This is a genomic window from Micromonospora sp. NPDC048040 (genome assembly GCF_055587185.1).
In genome coordinates, this window is the sequence record NZ_JBVJGT010000001.1 from 172375 (window position 1) to 191740 (window position 19366).

The 19366-nt window shown below is 74.8% G+C and carries 20 protein-coding genes and 1 pseudogene; 15 read left to right on the forward strand and 6 right to left on the reverse strand.

The window, feature by feature from the left end; genetic code table 11:
* The first annotated feature begins 13 nt into the window (after positions 1-13).
* From ACZ6O2_RS00775 to ACZ6O2_RS00785, 3 genes are read left to right on the forward strand one after another with little or no spacing between them, the layout of a single operon-like run.
* Positions 14-502, forward strand: coding sequence for an NUDIX hydrolase (locus ACZ6O2_RS00775; RefSeq protein WP_350704872.1), 489 nt, complete (start codon positions 14-16; stop codon positions 500-502).
* Entirely contained in the window at positions 496-1308 is an 813-nt protein-coding gene (locus ACZ6O2_RS00780; protein WP_466021551.1) for a ribonuclease HII, read from the forward strand. Before ACZ6O2_RS00775 ends, ACZ6O2_RS00780 begins: the two co-directional genes overlap by 7 nt.
* Positions 1305-1628, forward strand: coding sequence for a DUF2469 domain-containing protein (locus ACZ6O2_RS00785; protein ID WP_007075222.1), 324 nt, complete (start codon positions 1305-1307; stop codon positions 1626-1628). The genes ACZ6O2_RS00780 and ACZ6O2_RS00785 overlap by 4 nt, the downstream gene beginning before the upstream one ends.
* Before the next feature lie 117 nt (positions 1629-1745).
* Here ACZ6O2_RS00785 and ACZ6O2_RS00790 read toward each other — a convergent pair whose 3' ends face one another.
* The gene (locus tag ACZ6O2_RS00790) at positions 1746-2375 is read right to left on the reverse strand and encodes a methyltransferase domain-containing protein (RefSeq protein WP_466021552.1); all 630 of its coding nucleotides are present in this window, start codon (positions 2373-2375) and stop codon (positions 1746-1748) included.
* Positions 2376-2569: 194 nt separating this feature from the next.
* Here ACZ6O2_RS00790 and ACZ6O2_RS00795 point away from each other — a divergent pair.
* A pseudogene (locus tag ACZ6O2_RS00795) lies at positions 2570-3217 on the forward strand (murein hydrolase activator EnvC family protein); the annotation flags it as partial.
* A gap of 75 nt (positions 3218-3292) precedes the next feature.
* Here ACZ6O2_RS00795 and ACZ6O2_RS00800 read toward each other — a convergent pair.
* The gene (locus ACZ6O2_RS00800; RefSeq protein WP_466021553.1) at positions 3293-4474 is read right to left on the reverse strand and encodes an aminotransferase class V-fold PLP-dependent enzyme; all 1182 of its coding nucleotides are present in this window, start codon (positions 4472-4474) and stop codon (positions 3293-3295) included.
* A gap of 92 nt (positions 4475-4566) precedes the next feature.
* Between ACZ6O2_RS00800 and ACZ6O2_RS00805 the strand changes: the two genes are divergently transcribed.
* Entirely contained in the window at positions 4567-5157 is a 591-nt protein-coding gene (locus ACZ6O2_RS00805) for a GNAT family N-acetyltransferase (protein WP_350704880.1), read from the forward strand.
* Positions 5158-5276: 119 nt separating this feature from the next.
* On the opposite strand, the gene ACZ6O2_RS00810 is transcribed toward ACZ6O2_RS00805, so the two are convergent.
* Positions 5277-6362, reverse strand: a complete 1086-nt coding sequence (locus ACZ6O2_RS00810) for a tyrosine recombinase XerC (protein ID WP_466021705.1) — start codon at positions 6360-6362, stop codon at positions 5277-5279.
* Positions 6363-6837: 475 nt separating this feature from the next.
* Between ACZ6O2_RS00810 and ACZ6O2_RS00815 the strand changes: the two genes are divergently transcribed.
* Complete coding sequence (locus ACZ6O2_RS00815) at positions 6838-7173, forward strand: hypothetical protein (protein WP_466021554.1); 336 nt, start codon at positions 6838-6840, stop codon at positions 7171-7173.
* Positions 7174-7190: 17 nt separating this feature from the next.
* On the opposite strand, the gene ACZ6O2_RS00820 is transcribed toward ACZ6O2_RS00815, so the two are convergent.
* The 3 genes from ACZ6O2_RS00820 to ACZ6O2_RS00830 are packed head-to-tail and all read right to left on the reverse strand — an operon-like array spanning position 7191 to position 10366.
* Positions 7191-8438 (reverse strand): DNA-processing protein DprA, encoded by a 1248-nt coding sequence (locus ACZ6O2_RS00820; RefSeq protein WP_466021555.1) that lies wholly within the window; start codon positions 8436-8438, stop codon positions 7191-7193.
* On the reverse strand, positions 8435-9955 hold the full coding sequence (locus ACZ6O2_RS00825) for a YifB family Mg chelatase-like AAA ATPase (RefSeq protein WP_350704886.1): 1521 nt from the start codon (positions 9953-9955) through the stop codon (positions 8435-8437). Before ACZ6O2_RS00825 ends, ACZ6O2_RS00820 begins: the two co-directional genes overlap by 4 nt.
* A gap of 51 nt (positions 9956-10006) precedes the next feature.
* Positions 10007-10366 carry a YraN family protein gene (locus ACZ6O2_RS00830; protein WP_350704888.1) on the reverse strand — a complete coding sequence of 120 codons (360 nt, stop codon included), beginning with the start codon at positions 10364-10366 and terminating at the stop codon, positions 10007-10009.
* A 153-nt stretch (positions 10367-10519) separates the two neighbouring features.
* Between ACZ6O2_RS00830 and ACZ6O2_RS00835 the strand changes: the two genes are divergently transcribed.
* The 9 genes from ACZ6O2_RS00835 to ACZ6O2_RS00875 form a co-directional block, all read left to right on the forward strand.
* Entirely contained in the window at positions 10520-11002 is a 483-nt protein-coding gene (locus tag ACZ6O2_RS00835; RefSeq protein ID WP_466021556.1) for a diadenosine tetraphosphate hydrolase, read from the forward strand.
* A gap of 113 nt (positions 11003-11115) precedes the next feature.
* Positions 11116-12387 carry a hypothetical protein gene (locus tag ACZ6O2_RS00840; protein WP_466021557.1) on the forward strand — a complete coding sequence of 424 codons (1272 nt, stop codon included), beginning with the start codon at positions 11116-11118 and terminating at the stop codon, positions 12385-12387.
* 388 nt (positions 12388-12775) lie between these two features.
* Entirely contained in the window at positions 12776-13621 is an 846-nt protein-coding gene (gene rpsB, locus ACZ6O2_RS00845; RefSeq protein ID WP_350704894.1) for a 30S ribosomal protein S2, read from the forward strand.
* 135 nt (positions 13622-13756) lie between these two features.
* The gene (gene tsf, locus ACZ6O2_RS00850) at positions 13757-14584 is read left to right on the forward strand and encodes a translation elongation factor Ts (protein ID WP_350704896.1); all 828 of its coding nucleotides are present in this window, start codon (positions 13757-13759) and stop codon (positions 14582-14584) included.
* A 163-nt stretch (positions 14585-14747) separates the two neighbouring features.
* The gene (pyrH, locus tag ACZ6O2_RS00855) at positions 14748-15515 is read left to right on the forward strand and encodes a UMP kinase (protein ID WP_350704898.1); all 768 of its coding nucleotides are present in this window, start codon (positions 14748-14750) and stop codon (positions 15513-15515) included.
* Positions 15516-15593: 78 nt separating this feature from the next.
* Entirely contained in the window at positions 15594-16151 is a 558-nt protein-coding gene (gene frr / locus ACZ6O2_RS00860) for a ribosome recycling factor (RefSeq protein ID WP_091096739.1), read from the forward strand.
* A gap of 307 nt (positions 16152-16458) precedes the next feature.
* On the forward strand, positions 16459-17676 hold the full coding sequence (locus ACZ6O2_RS00865; protein ID WP_466021558.1) for a phosphatidate cytidylyltransferase: 1218 nt from the start codon (positions 16459-16461) through the stop codon (positions 17674-17676).
* A 104-nt stretch (positions 17677-17780) separates the two neighbouring features.
* The gene (gene rlmN, locus ACZ6O2_RS00870; RefSeq protein WP_350704902.1) at positions 17781-18929 is read left to right on the forward strand and encodes a dual-specificity RNA methyltransferase RlmN; all 1149 of its coding nucleotides are present in this window, start codon (positions 17781-17783) and stop codon (positions 18927-18929) included.
* 31 nt (positions 18930-18960) lie between these two features.
* The coding region (locus tag ACZ6O2_RS00875; RefSeq protein WP_466021559.1) for a DivIVA domain-containing protein at positions 18961-19366 on the forward strand (406 nt) is incomplete at its 3' end.

Consider the following 19366-nt stretch of genomic DNA (forward strand, 5'->3'; position numbering starts at 1 on the left):
GCAGGCTGGTGCGGTGACCGACTACACCCCGCGGCGCGCGGCCCGCGTCCTGCTCGTCGACGCGGCGGGTCGGGTGCTGCTCTTCAGCGGCTCCGACCCGGCCCGTCCCGAGCACGGCCGCTGGTGGTTCACCCCCGGTGGCGGCCTGGACCCCGGCGAGACGTACGCCGAGGGCGCCGCGCGGGAGCTGGCCGAGGAGACCGGGCTGCGGCTGCCGGCCCCGGCGTTCGGCGCGCCGGTGCACCGCGACGTCACGGAGTTCCCGTTCGACGGCGTGTGGTACCGGCAGGAGCAGGAGTTCTTCCTGGTGCGGGTGGCGGATCACGAGGTCGACACCGCCGGCTTCAGCGAGATCGAGCGGGCCAGCGTCGCCGCCCACCGGTGGTGGCCGCTGGCCGAGCTGGCCGCCACCGACGAGCGCTACTACCCGCCGGACCTGCCGGCGGTGCTGAGCCGGGCGCTGGCCGAGGCGCCGGCGGCTGACGGAGGTGTGCCGTGCTGACGCCGCCCCGCACGGTGGTACGCCGCGAGGGCGGGCTCTACGCGCTGGAGCGGGCGTTGCAGCGGCGCGGCTTCCGGCACGTCGCCGGGGCCGACGAGGCAGGCCGCGGCGCCTGCGCCGGCCCACTGGTCGCCGCCGCCGCGATCCTGCCCGAGGGGCGCCGGGGCGAGATCGACGGGCTGGCCGACTCGAAGCTGCTCACCCCGGCCAGCAGGGAGCGGGTCTACGACGAGGTCGTCGCCCGCGCCCTGGCGTACTCCGTGGTGGTCATCCCGGCGGAGGAGGTCGACGAGCGCGGCCTGCACGTGTGCAACCTGGCCGCGATGCGCCGCGCCCTCGCCTCGCTGGCCACCCGCCCCGAGTACGTGCTGACCGACGGCTTCGGGGTGGACGGCCTCGACGTGCCGGGGCTGGCGGTGTGGAAGGGCGACCGGGTGGCCGCCTGCGTGGCGGCGGCCAGTGTGCTCGCCAAGGTGACCCGGGACCGGATCATGGTCGAGCTGGACGGGACGTTCCCCGGCTACGGGTTCGCCGAGCACAAGGGTTACATCACGCCGGAGCACAGCGCGGCGCTGCGGGAGCGGGGGCCGTGCCGGGAGCACCGGTTCTCGTACGTCAACGTGGCGGCGGTGTCCGGTCGGGACGGCGCCCCGCCACGGGCCCGCCGACCGGTGGGCGCAAGGCTGGACGAGCCGATGGAGCGCTCCGGGCCGGCAGGGGGTACCGTCGGCGTGGCGTTGGGCGAGCAGCCTCGGCCTCCGGCGTCGGTGGGGGAAGATGTGGTCATGGAAGGCGGATTGCGATGAGCGCGGAAGATCTCGAGAAGTACGAGACCGAGATGGAGCTGCAGCTCTACCGGGAGTACCGCGACATTGTCCGCCAGTTCTCCTACGTGGTGGAGACCGAGCGCCGGTTCTACCTGGCCAACCAGGTGGACCTGCACGTGCGCAACTCCGACGGCGAGGTCTACTTCGAGGTCGAGATGCACGACGCCTGGGTGTGGGACATGTACCGTCCCGCCCGGTTCGTGAAGAACGTGCGGGTGATGACCTTCAAGGACGTCAACGTCGAGGAGTTGGAGAAGCCCGACATCTCCCTCCCCGCCGACTCCGGCTTCGGCGGCTGACCCACCGCCCACGTCCCGCCCGGTGGCCCGACCACCGGGTGCCCGGCCCGTCGGCGGCCCCCACCCGCCACGCGGCCCTCGAACTCGCACCGACCTGACCGTCCGATGTGGCCGGTCTCAGTCGACGAACTCGAACATCGTCATCCCGACCGGGAGGGGACGGGGCTCGCCCAGGAGCCGGTGCACGCCCACGCCCACACCGTCGGCCGGGCTGCTCACCGCCACCGGCGCGAAGCCCTCCTGCGCGAACCATTCGCAGATGGTCGGCACGAGGTCGGGGCTGCGCCGGTGCCGGGTCCAGAACACCGTGCCGCCGGTCGCGCAGAGCGCCGCGCAGTGCCGCACGGTGGCGCGGACGTCCGCCTCGCTGATGTTGCCGAACACCCCGCAGACCAGCACCAGGTCGGCTGGGACGAGATCCGCGTACATGTCGGTGTGCGCCGCGTCGCCGACCACCACCTCCACCGACGACAGGCCCGCCGTCCGGGCGGCCGACCGGGCCACCTCCGCGTTGCGGGGGTCCATCTCCACCAACCGGGCTGTCACGTCGTCGCGGCGCGGGTGCGCTGCCAGCACGGGGATCAGGTCGCGTCCCTGCCCGGCGCAGAGGCTGACCGCCCGCAGCGGGCCGGGCGGGGCCGCGTCGAGCGCCTGCCCGACCCGCAGCCGCACCTCGGCGAGCCGGCGGGACAGCGCCGACCCCGCGTCCTCATAGTCGTCGTGCCAGGCGTACCAGTCCCGCGTCACCGGCCCAGCCTAGGCGTCGACCCCGCCGGCCGCGGGACGCCTCGTGGCGGTGGTGACGGGGAGGAACGCGCCAGTCGAGCCGGCACATAGCAGATCACGTCAGGTTTCGGTGGCCATCCACAGGGGACCCCTTGTCCACAGGGGCGGGCGTCCGGGGTGGCGGGGCGGGACGCGCGCCGAGCAGGCTGCGCCCCATGCGACCAGCAACCCGTACCGGCGTCGCCGCGCTCTGCGCCGCCCTGCTGTCCCTCGGGCCGGCCGCCGTGCCCGCCACGGGGCCGGGCCCGGTGCCGGTAGGGGCGGCGGCCGCGGCGCCCGACCTTCCGCCGTCGTCCGAGGCCCCGGCACCCGAGGCCCCGGCACCCGAGGCCCCGGCACCCGAGGCCCCGGCCCCCGAGGCCCTGGCACCCGAGGCCCCGGCACCCGGGGCGGCGCGGTTCCGGTGGCCGCTCGACGGCGTACCCCGCCCGGTCCGCCGGTTCGACCCGCCGCCGCAGCCGTGGCTGCCCGGCCACCGGGGCGTCGACCTGGCCGCCGCGCCGGGCGCCACCGTGCGGTCCGCCGGTGCCGGCACGGTCCTCTTCGCCGGCATGGTCGCCGGCCGCCCGGTCGTCAGCGTCGGGCACGCCGACGGACTACGGACCACCTACGAGCCGGTGTCGCCGGCGGTCCGCCCGGGCGCCCGGCTCGCCGCCGGGGCGCCGCTGGGCGCGCTGCTCGCCGGCCACCCCGGCTGCCCCGCCCCGGCCTGCCTGCACTGGGGGCTGCGGCGCGGCACGGACTACCTCGACCCGCTGGCGCTGCTCGGCCTCGGCCCGGTGCGGCTGCTGCCGCTCGCGGGCGCCAGCACCGACCCGCCGGCAACCGGCGGACCTGGACAGCCGGTGTCGGGCGGGCGGCGGTGGGACGGCGGTGGCTCAGCGCTGGGCGAGCAGCGGGGGAAGCCGCACCGAGAGGCGCTCGTACTCGTCAGCGGTGTTGTAGACCTGCGCGCACAGCCGCAGCCAGCCCCGCCCGTTCCAGGCCATGACGGCCACCTCCGCGGCGAGCCGCTCGGCGATGCGTTCCCGCAGCGCCCGCGCCGCGTCGAACGTGGCGCCCAGGCCCGCCGGCAGCGGGATGATCCGCATGGCGACCCCGGGCCCGCCGGGGTTCGGCAGATCGGCGGGGGCCACCCCCAGCGCGTCCCCGACCACCCGCTGGCCGTACGCCACCAGCGCGGCGTTGTGCGCCCGTACCCGGTCGACGTCGAGGCTGCGCAGCGTGAACAGGCCCACCGGCGCGGCCAGCCAGCCGGTGTAGTCCTGCGTCGCCGCCCACTCGACCCGACCGGGGAACCCCGACTCCTGCTCCCACGAGACGACCAGCGGCTCGATGCGCTCCCGCCACGGCGGCGCGACCACCAGCACGGCGCTGCCGCGCGGCGCGTACGCCCACTTGTGCAGGTTGCCCACCCAGAAGTCGGCGCCGATGCCACCGACCGGGGTCGGCAGCATGCCCGGGGCGTGCGCGGCGTCGACCAGGACCGGTATCCCGTGCTCCCGGGCCACCCCGACGACGGCGGCGACGGGGAAGAGCCGGGCGGTGGCCGAGGTGAGCTGGTCCACCACGAGCAGCCGGGTCCGGCCGGGGCGCAGCCCCGCGCGGACGATCTCGACGACCTCCTCGTCGGTGGCGGCCAGCGGCACCCGCAGCGCCCGGGTGACCGCCCCCGTACGGCGGCACTCGCGGGCGATGGAGAGGCCGACCGCGCCGTAGCCGTGGTCGGTCGTGAGCACCTCGTCGCCGGGACGTAGGCCGAGCGACTGGAGCACCACCGCCACGCCGGTGGTGGCATTCGGCACCAGGGCGGTGCCGTCCGGGTCGGCGCCCAGGAATCCGGCCAAGTGGCGGCGGGTGTGCGTGATCCGGTCGACCAGCCCCTGCGTGAAGAAGCGCAGAGGGTTGGCCTCCATCTCGTCGCGCAGCCGCTGTTGGGCCCGCTGCACCGGGACCGGGACCGCGCCGAACGACCCGTGGTTGAGGTGGCTGACCGCCGGGTCCAGCGAGAAGAGCAGGCGGGCTGCCGCGATCGGCTCTGGCGGCTGCGGGACGCTCACCCGGTGATCGTAGCGGCCGGTGGATCTCCGGCCGGCGTTCCGCCGGGTACCCGTGCCGGTCGACCCCGCTCGATCCCGCAGAATTGCGGATCGTGGACACCCACGTCGAACTGCGCTGGCCGACCGCCGCCGACCGACAGCTCCGCGCCGACGTGCACCGGGTGCTGCACGCGGTGGCCGAGCATGGTGGCGCGATCGGGTACGCGGTCCCGCCCGGCCGCGCCGAGACCGACGCCTGGCTGGACGGGGTGCTGAGCCTGGTCGGGGCCGGCGACGCCGCGCTGGTCCTCGCCGTGCTCGACTCCCGGGTCGTGGGCACCGGGCTGTGGCGGCGCGGCCCGAAGCCGATCTTCGCCCACTACGCCGACCTGGAGAAGATCACCGCGCACCCGGCTGCCCGCGGCCGAGGCATCGGCAGGCTGGTCACCGGGGCGCTCGTCGACGACGCCCGCAAGGCCGGCATCGAGACCCTCGCGCTGGGCGTACGCGGCAACAACCACGGAGCCATCGAGCTCTACGAGCGGCTCGGGTTCCGCGAATGGGGCCGGCTGCCGAACGTCATCGAGGTGGGCGACGAGCGCTACGACGACGTGCGGATGTGTCTGGACCTGGGCCGGCCGCCGCATGTGCTGCTCCGCGGCTCTGCCCCGGACGGCCCGGGCTCGTCGCCGCGCCGCTCCTGAGAGTCGACGCCGGCGACCCGCATCCGCCAGGCGATCACACCGGCCAGCATCTCGGCGGCCCCAACGGCCGGGCCATGACCGCGACGGTCGGGCATGGCCGTCCGGCTCCCTCCCACCGGTCAGGCGCGGGGGTGGGCCTGGCGGTAGGCGGCGCGGAGCCGCTCCACCGACACGTGGGTGTAGATCTGCGTGCTCGCGAGGGACGAGTGCCCCAGCAGCTCCTGCACCGCCCGCAGGTCCGCACCGCCCTCCAGCAGGTGGGTCGCCGCCGAGTGCCGCAGCCCGTGTGGGCTGACCGGGGGCAGCCCGGCGGCCTCGGCGTACCCGCTGACGATCCGTCGGGCCGTCGTCGGGTTGAGCCGCCCGCCGCGGGCGCCGAGCAGCAGCGCCTCCCGGGAGTGCGGCCCGGCCAGTGCGGGGCGGCCGTGCCGCAGCCACTCGTCGAGCGCCCGCTGCGCCGGCACCCCGTACGGGACCGCACGCTCCCGGCCGCCCTTGCCGAACACCCGCACGACCCGCCGCGCGTGGTCGACGTCGGCGGTGTCGAGGCCGCACGCCTCGCTGATCCGTACGCCCGTGCCGTAGAGCAGCTCCAGCAGCGCTCTGTCCCGCAGCACCATGGCCTCGGTGGTACCTTCCGCCGTGGCCCCGCTCGCGGCGCCGGCCTTGGCGGTGCCGTCCGCCGTGTGCGCCGCCGCGTCTCCGTCCGCCGGGTCCGTCTCCGTCGGCCCGGAAGCACTGCCCGGAGCGGTCAGGCGTCCGCCCGGCGCCAGGACTCGGGGCCGTGACCCGGCGACGGTGTCCGGCGTCGTCGGCGCGCCCGGGGCGGACCGGCCGGGCGCCTCGACCAGCGCGGCGGCCTGGTCGGCACGGAGAACGGACGGCAGGTCCCGGTGGGCGCGGGGGCTGGCCAGCGCACCCGCCACGTCGGTGGGGAGCCGCCCGGACCGGTGCGCCCAGGCGCTGAAAGTCCGTGCCGAGGCCGCCCGGCGGGCGAGCGACGTCCGCGCGGCGCCCATCGTCCGTTGCTTCGCCAGCCAGCTGCGCAGCACCGTCAGGTCGAGTTCCGCAAGTTCGGCGCAGCCCATCCGGCGCGCGTGGTCCAGCAGCGACACCACGTCGCCGACGTACGCCCGGACCGTGTGCGCGGACCGGTTGCGCACCCCGGCCAGGTGCCCGGCGAATTCGTCCACCGCCTCGCGCATCGCCGACGGGAGCGTCTCGTGCGTCGCCCTGGTGCCGGCCGGCTCTCGGCTCACCGCGACGCCCCGCTTCGCCGCCACCGTCGGCGCCCCCGGCGAACAGTTCCGCTCCCCGTGGCCGGCCGCCGGCATCGTGGGCGGCGGGGCGCGACCCTCGTGCAGGCCGCCGGTGGTGGATCCTCTGGCACAGCGCCAGCCTACGGTCGGCGGGACCCGGCGACCACGTGCCCGGTCCACCCGCCCCGGCCGGGCGCCGGGCCGCAGGGCGGGTGTGCGACCGGCCGGACCGACCGAGCCGGGACCGCTCCGACCCCGGGGCGGAAGCCGGCGTGGCCCCGATGGAAGCAGCTGCCGTCCCAGTCGTTCGGGCGGGGTGATGGATTACCGCGGCCGGTGCGCGCAGACTTGGCGTACCAACGGGTGAGCGCACGTCGTCGTCGCGACGCGACGGAGGGTGCTCGACGAAGGGGGACCGGGCATGGGGGTCGACGTCGTCCTCTACCGGGTGGTCGGGGCGGGCTCGGGCCGGCGCCGCCTCGTGCCGGCCGAGGTGCTGCCCGATCCCGACGACGTGCTGCTGGATCTCGTCGAGCGGGTCCGCGGCACCGGGCGTACCCCGATGCTGGACCGGGTCGACCCCGTCGGTCAGCTGGTGGTCCCCGCCGACCAGGCAGCGCAGCTCCTCACCGAACTGCGTTGCCTCGCCGAGGTGGCCCGGACGACGCCCGAGGTGACGCACGTGCGCCGCCTGGACCTGTTGGCGCGGCACTGCCGGCCGGACCGCGAGATGGAGATCCGCTTCGAGGGGGACTGACCGGGCTGGCGGCCCGCTCAGCGTCGGGCCTCCTCGCCCGTCCGCCCGCCTGCGTGCGGCGGCTGGTCGTTACCGCGCCGCCCCTGCCCGACCCGACCCGCGCCGGCCGGCGGCGCGAGGGCGTATCCGTCCGCGCGGTGGACCACCAGGGCCAGCTCCTCCAGCATCGACAGTTTCCGCAGGGCGGTGCGGACGGCGACGCCGGCCCGGGCGGCGAGGACGTCCACCCCCACGGCGCCCCGGCGGGGCAGCGCCTCGACGATCGACCTGGCGTCGTCGTCGAGCTGGTCGACCGGCCGCTGCGGGCCGCGCGGCACCGGCGCCAGCTCGCCGATCCGCCCGACCTCCTCCAGCACCTGGGCGACCCCGGTCACCAGCCGGGCCTTCGGGTACTCGCGCAGCAGCTCGTGCGTGCCCACCGACATCGCCGACGTGACCGGGCCCGGCACCACCATCCCCGGTTTCGTCAGGGCGAGTGCCCGGTGCGTGGTCTGGGTGGCGCCGCTGCGCGCCGCCGCCTCCACCAGCACGGTGCCGAGGGTCCCCGCCGCGATCACCCGGTTGCGGATGAGGAACCGGGGACGCAGCGGGTCGGCCCCCGGGATCCACTCGCTGACCAGCAGCCCGGTGTCGGCGATCCGGTCGAACAGCGCCGCGTTGCCCATCGGGTAGGGACGGTCCACGCCGCAGGCGAGCACGGCCACCGTGATGCCCCCGGCGTTGAGCGCGCCCCGGTGGGCCGCCGCGTCGATGCCGAAGGCGCCACCGGAGACGACGGTCCAGTCCCGGTCGGCGAGCCCGTAGCCGAGTTCGGTGGCGACGTGCGTGCCGTACCCGGTGGCGGCCCGGGCGCCGACGACCGCGACGGAGCGGTCGAGCGCCTCCGCGAGCGGCCACGAGCCGCGTACCCAGAAGCAGAGCGGCGGCGCGGTCTCGGTGTCCACCCGGCGGTACGCGCCGGGCAGCCGCAGCCCGCGCAACTGGTCGATCCGGTCGGGCCACTCGTCGTCGCCGGGGACCACGATCCGGGCCCCGAGCCGGTCCCCGCGGGCCAGCGCCTCGGCCGCGACCGCCCGGGCGTCCCCGGCGGCGGTGCGCGCCGCCACCGTCGCCCGCAACGTCTCGTCCGGCGCGCCCCCGTCGAGCAGCAGGTCGAGTGTGGCCGCCGCGCCGAGCCGGTCGACCAGTCGGTGCACCGACCGGGTGCCCGGCTCGGCGAGCCAGGTCAGCGCCACCCGGGCCAGCGTCTCCTCGTCGGTGCTCACGTGCCGTCCCCCGTTCGCAGTTGAATGGCCTCCCGGACGTCCTCCCGGTCGGGCCGGTCCCGGCCGTCGAGGTCCGCGACCGTCCAGGCCAGGCGGATGATCCGGTCGAAGCCCCGGGCGGAGAGCGACCCGGAGTCCAGTCGCGCCCGCAGCTCGGCGGTGTCGGGCCCGGGCAGTCGCCAGGGCGGTCGACGCAGGTACGGCCCGGGTATCTCCGCGTTGAGCCGGCGGCCGAGGACCGCCCAGCGTGCGGCTGCGGCCTCCCGGGCGGCTGCCACCCGCCGGGCGACGGTGGCCGACGACTCGCTGTCCACGGTGGCCTCCATCAGCTCCGCCGCCCGGACGGGTGGCAGCTTCACCTGCACGTCGATCCGGTCCAGCAGGGGACCGGAGAGCCGGCTGAGATAGCGCCGGCGGGCCTGCGGCGGGCACTCGCAGTACGCGTCCCCGGCCGGTTTGGCGCACGGGCACGGGTTGGCCGCAAGCACGAGTTGCGTACGGGCCGGGTATTCGGCACCGCCGCGGCTGCGGGCCAGCCGGACCCGGCCGTTCTCCAGCGGCTGGCGCAGCGCCTCCAGCGCGCCCCGGCTGAACTCGGGCGCCTCGTCGAGGAAGAGCACCCCGCGGTGGGCGAGCGAGATCGCGCCGGGACGCGCCAACCCCGAACCGCCGCCGACCAGGGACGGCACCGTCGCCGTGTGGTGCGGCGCCTGGAACGGCGGGCGACGCAGCAACCGGCCGCCCGAAGGGAGCAGCCCGGCGATCGAGTGCAGGGCGGTGACCTCCAGCGCGGCCTCGTCGTCCAGCTCGGGCAGGATCGACGGGAGGCGCTCGGCGAGCATGGTCTTGCCGGCGCCCGGCGGCCCGAGCAGCGCCAGGTGGTGCCCGCCCGCCGCGGCCACCTCCAGCGCCCGCCGGCCCAGCCCCTGCCCGGCGACCTCGGCCAGGTCGGGGCCGTCGCCGGCCGGTGCCGGGCCGCCCGCCTCCGGCTCGATCAGGGGCGTGCCGTCACGGACGAAGCTGACCAGCCGGTGCAGCGTGTCGACCGCCCGGACCCGGACCCCGGGGACGACCGCCGCCTCGGCGGCGTTGTCGGCCGGGACGATCACCCGCTCGACGCCGGCCCGGGCGGCCGCGGCGACCATCGGCAGTACGCCGCGCACCGGTCGGACGGTGCCGTCGAGGCCCAACTCGCCGAGGACCGCCACGCGCTCCAGCGGCAGCAGCGGCAGCTCGCCCGAGCCGCCCATCAGGGCCACCGCGATCGCCAGGTCGAACGCCGAGCCGAACTTGGGCAGGTCGGCGGGCAGCAGGTTGAGCGTGATCCGGCGGTTGGGCCACCGCTGCCCGGAGTTGACCACCGCCGCGCGGACCCGGTCCCGGGCCTCGTGCAGGGCGGTGTCCGGCAGCCCCGAGATGACGACGGCCGGCAGACCGGCCGCCAGGTCGGCCTCGACCTCCACCAGGTGGCCGGTGACGCCGACCAGGCCCACGCAGAGCACCTTCGCGTAGCTCACGCCGCCACCCGCCCCAGGCCATCGGAGATCCGTCCGCTGCGTCCGGCCATCTCAGAACGCGCCCTTGAGGTGCTCGACCCGGGCGGCGCCGGCGCCGGTGAGGCGTACTGAGATCACGTCGAAGCGCACCTCGTCCGCGGTGGTGCCGGTGTCGGCCAGCCACCGGGCGGCGAGCCCGCGCAACCGGCGGGCCTTGGCCGGTACGACGGCCTCGGCCGGCGGGCCGAACTCGTCCGAGCGGCGGGTCTTCACCTCGCAGAAGGCGAGCACCGGCCCGTCCCAGGCGATGATGTCGATCTCCCCGGCCGGGCAGCGCCAATTCCGGGCGACGGGGCGCAGCCCCGCCCCGATCAGGTGCCGGACGGCGCACCGCTCGCCGTACGCGCCGACCGCCTGGTTCCGCTTCGTCATGCCCGGCACCGTGCCCGGCCCGGGCGGCTTCCGCCGCCCCGCGTCGCCGACCTGTGGACAGGCGGACGGGTTGTGGACGAGCGGACGATCATGCCCGTGCTGTGCTATGTGGACCGACCCTCGGACACCCGGCCGTCCGCTAGTGTGCGCCGGATGGGCGTCGACTGGCGGAGTGACCGGGTCCGCGCGGCCCTGCGTGGCGAGAATCCCACCGTCCTCCGCCGGCTCTCCGCCGGGTTCGCCGTGATCGGCGACAACCAGCACCTCCCGGGATACTGCGTGCTGATCACGGATGACCCGTCGGTCGACCGGCTGACCGACCTGCCCAGGGGCCGGCGACTGGCGTTCCTGGCGGACATGGACCTGCTCGGCGAGGCGGTGGCCCGGGTCTGCGCCCGCCGGGACCCGGGCTTCCGGCGGATCAACTACGAGATCCTCGGCAACCTCGACGCCTTCCTGCACGCGCACGTGCGCCCCCGGTACGACTGGGAGCCGGCCGAGCTGCGGCAGGGACCGGTCTACCGCTATCCGACGCAGGTGTGGCGTGATCCGGCGTACGCCCTCGGGTCCTCACACGGCGAGCTGCGCGCGCAGCTCGCCGCGGAGCTGGACCGGCTTGAGGGTTCCCGCCCCTGAGCGCCGTCGCACTGCCCCCTGGACCGTCGTCCTGCGGAGCCCGGCCGCTCGGCTGCCGCGGGTGCCCGAGGGGCGAATGGCGCCCGTGGAGCCCGTCGCATACGGTGCCGAACGTGGACGGACGACGGAGCTTTGCCGAAGATCAGGAGTCGCGCTGGTATCCCGCAGACCGCGACCGTGGCTACGGGGAGCCGGACTGGCGCGGACCGGCCGAGACCCGGCACCGGGACGACGACCTGAGCACCCCCGAGCAGCGCCGCGCCGCGGAGGACGGCCGCCACGGCGAGGCCGCGACCGGCCGGCGCGGTGAGCCGGGCCGCTTCGGTACGACGAATGAGCCCGCCTCCGGACGCTTCGGCGCCGTCGATGCCGACCGGGCCCGCTTCGGTGGCCCGGAGGACTCGGGTCGCTTCGCAGTGACCAACCCGGATTCCGGGCGCTTCGCGGCGGTTGAGCCGGATTCGGGTCGCTTCGCGGCGGTCGAGCCGGATTCGGGTCGCTTCGCGGCGGTCGAGCCGGACTCGGGTCGTTTCGCGGCGGTCGAGCCGGATTCGGGTCGTTTCGCGGCGGTCGAGCCGGCGTCCGGGCGGTTCGGCGGCGCCGAGAGTGACTTGGGGCGGTTCGTCGCGGTGCCGTCGCTCGGGGACGATCGGGCGGAGACCGAGGGATACCGGGCGAGCCGCGCCCGGCGCGCCGAGCCGGACCCGGAGGTCTCCGGCGAGCTGCCGGCCGACCGGCCGGGTCGGCGCGCGGCGCGGGAGGCGAGGGAGTCGCGGGAGGCGGTCTCGACGTCGGGCGTCGACGCGCTGGCCGGTGCGGGTCCGGTCGAGCGGGCCGACGAGCCGACCCGCCCGGCCCCGCTGGGCGGCTATCCGATCGTCGAGCCCCATCGGGGTGCCGAGTCCGCGAACCCGCCGGAGTCGCCGGTCGTCGCGCCCCAGTCGGCGGTCGGGACGCCGAACCCGCTGGAGATGCCGACCGGCCCGATGCCGCCGATCGGCCCCCGTGGCGACATGCCGCCCGGGGAGGTGCCGGTCTATCCGCCGGTGGTCGGCCCGCACCCGTCCCCGCCGGCGGGCGACGGGGTCTACCGGACCCGCCGGCCCGCGCTGGCCGCGCTCTTCACCCTGCTGGTCGCGGTGTTCGAGGTCCCCGCGCTGCGGGTGCTGCTCAGCGGCGTGACCGGCGACCCGCTCTCGGCCGCCGACGTCGTGGCGGGCACCTTCCTGGTCTGCGGCCTGCCGGTCTTCGCGATCGGCCTGTACGGGCTGCGTACCGGCGGGTTGTCGCTGGCGGAGGGGGGCCGGGGCTGGCTGCGCCCGCCGACGGCCTACCTGACCGTGGGCCTGGTGCTGTTCGTCGCCGCCGCCCTCGCGGTCGGCTGACGCCGGCCCGAGCCGGCGATCCACGCTCCGGGACACGCCGTCGTGGGTGAGCGTCTCGCCGAGTACGGCGGGCCGCCACCCCACGGCCTGCCGCCGTCCCGAGCGCGGTCGCCCGGCGAGCGCCGGCGATGAGGGTGCGGGGTGCCGGAAATGGGCGTTCTGACCCCTTCCCGCCACCCGCGGCGGTGGCGGTGGGGAAGGGGCGTACACTGGTCGACTGGCGACCGCCTCGTGCGGTCGACCTCGCGCGCCCTCTCCACGAGCCGTCGTGGGGCGACGGCCTCCCTGGTCCCGATCTTGGTCGGGCCCGTCATGGCCGGCGACCGGGCGCCAGGACGCCCGGCCGCCGGCCGGGCGGGACAACCAGGGACGCAAGGAGTACCCCACCATGGCCGTCGTGACCATGCGCCAGCTGCTGGAGAGCGGTGTCCACTTCGGGCACCAGACCCGGCGCTGGAACCCGAAGATGAAGCGCTTCATCTTCACCGAGCGCAACGGTATCTACATCATCGACCTGCGCCAGACCCTCGACTACATCGAGAAGGCCTACGACTTCGTGCGCGGGACCGTCGCCGAGGGTGGCAGCATCCTCTTCGTCGGCACCAAGAAGCAGGCCCAGGAGGCCATCGCCGAGCAGGCGACCCGGGTCGGCCAGCCGTACGTCAACCACCGCTGGCTCGGCGGCATGCTGACCAACTTCCAGACGGTGTACAAGCGGCTGCAGCGGATGAAGGAGCTGGAGGCCCTGGGTGACCTGAGCGGCACGGCCGCCGGGTACACCAAGAAGGAGACCCTGCAGCTCTCCCGCGAGAAGGACAAGCTGACCCGCACCCTCGGCGGTCTGCGGGACATGCAGAAGCTCCCGGCCGCGATCTGGGTGGTCGACACCAAGAAGGAGCACATCGCCGTCGACGAGGCCCGCAAGCTGGGCATCCCGGTGATCGCGGTGCTCGACACCAACTGCGACCCGGACGAGGTCGACTTCCCGATCCCGGGCAACGACGACGCGATCCGCTCGGCGGAGCTGCTGACCAAGGTCGTGGCCGCCGCCGTCGCCGACGGCCTGATCGCCCGCTCCGGCCGTCGTCGGGGCACCGACGAGAAGCCGGAGCCGGGTGTGGCCTCCGACGAGCCGCTGGCCGAGTGGGAGCGCGAGCTGCTCGAGGAGCCGAAGAAGGCCGACGAGCAGCAGGGGCAGCCGGCCGAGCAGCCGGCGACCGCCGCCGCGGAGTGACGCGCCGCCGCTTCCCCGCCGTCCGTTTTTTCGGACGGCGGGGAAGCGGCCGGTACGCCGGGCACGTCGCGCCCGGATCCGGGTAACCGGCACCAGGACCAACCCACCCGCAGTCTCAACACCGAAGAGAGAGCCATGTCCAACTTCACCGCCGCGGACGTCAAGAAGCTCCGCGACCTGACCGGCGCCGGCATGATGGACTGCAAGAAGGCGCTGACCGAGGCCGAGGGCGACTTCGACAAGGCCGTCGAGATCCTGCGCGTCAAGGGCGCCAAGGACGTCGGCAAGCGGGCCGGCCGCACGGCCGCCAACGGTCTGATCGCCCACTCCGGCCAGGCGCTGCTCGAGCTCAACTGCGAGACCGACTTCGTCGCCAAGACCGACGCCTTCATCGAGCTGGCCCAGCGGCTGGTCGAGCACGGCGAGCGCAGCGGCGTCGGCACCGCCGAGGAGCTGCTCGCCACCGAGCTGGACGGCAAGACCGTCGCCGACCTGGTTCAGGAGCAGTCCGCCAAGATCGGCGAGAAGCTGGTCCTCAACCGGTTCGCCAAGCTCGACGGCACCACCGCTGTCTACCTGCACCGCAAGAGCCAGGACCTGCCCCCGGCGGTCGGCGTGCTCGTGCAGTACGCGGGCAAGACCGACGAGGCCGGCGACGCCGACGCGCGTGCCGTCGCCATGCAGATCGCCGCGATGCGGCCGAAGTACCTCACCCGTGACGAGGTGCCGGCCGACGTCGTCGAGTCCGAGCGGCGCATCGCCGAGCAGACCGCCCGCGAGGAGAACAAGCCCGAGGCGGCCCTGCCGAAGATCGTCGAGGGTCGGGTGAACGCCTTCTTCAAGGACTACGTCCTGGTCGAGCAGGCGTCGGTCGCCGACAACAAGAAGACGGTGAAGCAGATGCTGACCGAGGCCGGCATCGAGGTCACCCGTTTCGTGCGGTTCGAGGTCGGCCAGGCCTGAGCCGCCCCGGGGCGCGTCGTGCGTCCGCGGGAAGGGTAAACGTCGACGAGGAGGCCGCCGGTGTACGTGACAGGCACCGCGGCCTCCTTGTCACATAGGGTCGGCTACGGCAGTTTCGCGGTACGCGGCGTACGGGACGTGCGCATGGGGAAGGGCGGGGCGGATGACGCAGGTTGTGAGTAACCGGAGTCTGGCGGCGGACGATCCGACGGCCCCGCCCCCCGGCCGGGCCCGACGGGTGGTGCTGAAGCTCTCCGGCGAGGTGTTCGGCGGGGGCGCGGTCGGCGTGGACCCGGACGTGGTGCAGGCCGTCGCCCGGCAGATCGCCACCGTGGTGCGCCGCGGTGTGCAGGTCTCGGTGGTGGTCGGCGGCGGCAACTTCTTCCGGGGCGCCGAGCTGCAGAAGCGCGGCATGGACCGGGCCCGTGCCGACTACATGGGCATGCTCGGCACCGTGATGAACTGCCTCGCGCTGCAGGACTTCCTGGAGAAGGAGAGCGTCGAGACCCGCGTGCAGAGCGCGATCACGATGGCCCAGGTCGCCGAGCCCTACATCCCGCTGCGCGCCATCCGGCACCTGGAGAAGGGGCGCGTGGTGATCTTCGGCGCGGGCGCCGGGATGCCGTACTTCTCCACCGACACGGTGGCCGCCCAGCGCGCCCTGGAGATCCGCGCCGACGTGGTGCTGATGAGCAAGAACGGCGTGGACGGCGTCTACACCGCCGACCCGCGGGTCGACCCGACCGCCAGTAAGTTCGACTCGATCACCTTCTCCGAGGTGCTGCGCCGCAACCTGCGGGTCGCGGACGCCGCCGCGTTCAGCCTGTGCATGGAGAACGGCCTGCCGATGCTGGTCTTCGGCGCGCAGGGCGACGACACCATCATCCGGGCCGTGGGTGGCGAAAAGATCGGCACCCTGATCACCGCCTGAGCGGGTCTCGCGACCGCGTTCAGCGGTTCCTCCGACACCACAAGCCACGACGAGCACAAGAAGGAGGCGAGGAGACCGGTGATCGACGACACCCTCCTCGAGGCCGAGGAGAAGATGGAGCGTGCCATCGAGCACGCCAAGGAGGAGTTCGGCGCGATCCGCACCGGTCGCGCCAACGCCGCCATGTTCTCCAAGATCATCATCGACTACTACGGCAGCCCCACCCCGCTGCCCCAGATGGCGTCCATCGGCGTGCCCGAGCCGCGCATGGTGATCATCAAGCCGTACGACAACTCGCAGATCAACGCCATGGAGAAGGCGATCCGCGACTCCGACCTCGGCGCGAACCCGAACAACGAGGGCAACCAGCTCCGCATCCTGCTCCCGCAGATGACCGAGGAGCGCCGCCGCGACATGATCAAGGTCGCGCGGCACAAGGGCGAGGAGGCCAAGGTGGCCATCCGCAACATCCGCCGCAAGGGCAAGGAGGAGCTCGACCGGCTCGTCAAGGACGGCGAGGTCGGCGAGGACGACGGCCGGCGGGCGGAGAAGGAGCTCGACGACCTGACCCAGCGCTACGTCGCCGCCGTCGACGAGCTGGTGAAGCACAAGGAGAACGAGCTTCTCGAGGTCTGAGGCCGTACGCCGGTCACCACCGGCGACGACGACACCGTGGCACCGGCGCCGCCGCCCGCACCCGGGTGGCGGGGTCCGGTGCCACCGTCGTTGCGCCCGCCGCCCGGGGACGGGCGCGGGACACGGTCCGGCGTGGGGACACGACGGGTGCAGTAGGCTCGGCACGATTCCCGGCCACCCTGCGGTGAACCGTGGGGATCGGCCGGCCGTCGGGCGGGTCAACCGGACGGAACAGTCGCGCGGGTAGGGGAATGTTTGTGGTTGTGCGTCATGCGGTGGATCTCGTGCCCGGCCCGTTCGGTGCGTGATGTCCCACCTCGACCCCTACGGCAGCGCCGAGCCCCGCGGCTGGGACAGCCCCGACCGTCCCGCCCCCGCCCTGCCCTGGCCGGAGCCCGAGACGGAGCCCGGCCAGTGGCACCGCCGGCCCGGCGTCGCCCCTGACATGTACGCCGAGCCGCACACCCGCCTCCGCCCGCAGGTCGACGCCCACTCCGAGCCGGGAAGCGCGGACGGTGCCCCGTACGACCGCCCGGCCGGGACGAACGGTCACCACCCGGACGACTCCGAGTATCCGACGACCCAACTGGAACCGGTGCGCGACCCGGAGCCGGAGCCGGAGCCGGAGCCCGCGCGGGCCCCGGGCCGGCGGCAGCGCGGCCGACGCCGGGCCAGCGCCGACCGGCCCCCGACGCAGCAGCCCGCATCGAGCCGGGCCGGGCGCAACCTGCCGGCCGCCATCGCGGTCGGCGTGGCCCTCGGCGCCCTGATCGTGGTCCCGCTGTTCTTCTACCGGCCCGCCTTCCTGGTGGTGGTGGCCGGCGCGGTCGCGGTCGGTATCTGGGAGATGGCCCGGGCGGTGCGCCGCAGCGGTGCCCACCCGCCGCTGGTGCCCCTGATCGCCGGCGGGGTGCTCACCGTCGGGCTGGCCTGGTTCGCCGGTCCCGACGCGCTCAGCCTCGGCCTGCTGGTCACCGTGCTCGGGACGATGGTCTGGCGGCTCGGCGACGGGCCGCGCGGCTTCCAGCGCGACCTGACCGCGGCCACCCTGATCGCCGTGTACGTGCCGTTCCTCGGCGGGTTCGCCGCGCTGCTGGCGGCGGCGCCGGACGACGGCCACCTGCGGGTGCTGGTGACCCTGGTCGCGGTGGTGCTCTCCGACACCGGCGGGTACGCCGCCGGCGTCAGCTTCGGCAAGCACCCGATGGCCCCCTCGGTGAGCCCGAAGAAGTCCTGGGAGGGCTTCGCCGGCTCGGTCACCGCCGCGGCGTTGGGCAGCGCCCTGCTGCTCTGGCTGCTCTTCGACGTGGCCCCGTGGTGGGGCGCGCTCTTCGGGCTGGCGGTCTCCGGCGCGGCCGTCCTCGGTGACCTCGCCGAATCCATGATCAAGCGGGACCTCGGGGTCAAGGACATGAGCAACCTGCTCCCCGGGCACGGCGGCCTGATGGACCGGCTCGACTCGATCCTCTTCGCGCTGCCGACCGCGTACCTGCTGCTGGCGGTCTTCGTCCCGGTGCTGGAGTGAGGCGTGAATCACCGGCCGTCGCGGGCCCCGGCCGGGCGGTGGGGGTCGATTCGGCACCTCCGGACAGGTGCGTCGGCCGTCCGGCGTGACAGACTGGACCCGCCATGACGAGCCTGCCCCTGATCCCCGCAGACCCCGACGCCCCCGGGCGCCGGCCCGCGATGCCTCCCCGTCACCTCGCCGACCTCGACCTCGCCGGCCGCCGCGCGCTGGTCGCCGAACTGGGGGAGCCGGCGTTCCGCGCCAAGCAGGTCTCCACCCACTACTTCGGTCGCCTGGTGCGCGATCCGGCGCAGATGACAGACCTTCCGGCCGCCGCCCGGGACAGGCTCGCCGACCAGCTCCTGCCGCGCCTGCTCACCCCGGTCCGCGAGCTGGCCTGCGACGACGGCGCGACCCGCAAGGCGCTCTGGCGGCTGCATGACGGCTCGCTGGTGGAGAGCGTGCTGATGGGCTACCCGGACCGGGTCACCGTCTGCATCTCCAGCCAGGCCGGCTGCGGCATGGCCTGCCCGTTCTGCGCCACCGGCCAGGCCGGGCTGACCCGCAACCTGTCCACCGCGGAGATCGTCGACCAGGCGGTCTACCTGGCCGGCGTGGCCGCCTCCGGCGCGGTGGCGGGATCACCGCCCCGCCTGTCGCACGTCGTCTTCATGGGCATGGGCGAGCCGCTGGCCAACTACTCCCGGGTGATCGCGGCGATCCGCCGGCTCGTCGCCCCGGCGCCGGAGGGGCTGGGGCTGTCGCAGCGCCACATCACCGTCTCCACGGTCGGCCTCGTGCCGGCCATCCGCCGGCTGGCCAGCGAAGACCTCTCGGTGACCCTTGCGTTGTCGCTGCACGCCCCCGATGATGAGCTGCGCGACGAACTCGTGCCGGTCAACCAGCGCTGGAAGGTGTCCGAGGTGCTGGACGCAGCGTGGGACTACGCGGCGACGACGGGGCGTCGCGTGTCGATCGAGTACGCGATGATCAAGGACGTGAACGACCAGCCGTGGAGAGCCGATCTGCTCGGGCGGCTGCTGGCCGGGAAGCTGGCCCACGTGAACCTCATCCCGCTCAATCCGACTCCGGGCAGCCGGTGGGATGCCAGCCCGAAGCCGGTCGAGCGGGAGTTCGTCCGGCGGTTGCGTGAGGCCGGGGTGTCGACGACGGTGCGGGACACCCGGGGTCGCGAGATCGACGGAGCGTGTGGGCAGCTCGCCGCCGCCGTCGACGACAGGGACACCGACCGGACCGGGGAGACTGCGTGACCGGGCGTAGCGAACGAGACCAGGAGACATAGTGGCGAGTCAGGGTCAGCGTTTCCGGCGTAAGGCGCTCCGCCGGGGATACAAGGTCGACGAGGTCGACGCCTTCCTGGACCGGGTCGAGGCGACGCTCGACGGTCAGCCGGTAGGTGCCCCCGTGGCCTCCCAGGAGGTCCACGACGTCGTCTTCCGGGTTCGCTTCAACGGCTACGACGAGTGGCAGGTCGACCTGCACCTGGACCGGGTCGAGCGGCAGCTGGCCGAGTTGGAGGAGCGCGGCGGCGTCGGTGGCCGCGGCGGCGACCCCCGGGCCGCCGACCGGATGGGCCCGCCGGACCGGCTCGGCCCGCCGGATCGGATGGGCCCGCCGGATCGGATGGGCCCGCCGGATCGGATGGGCCCGCCGGATCGGATGGGCCCGCCGGATCGGATGGGCCCGC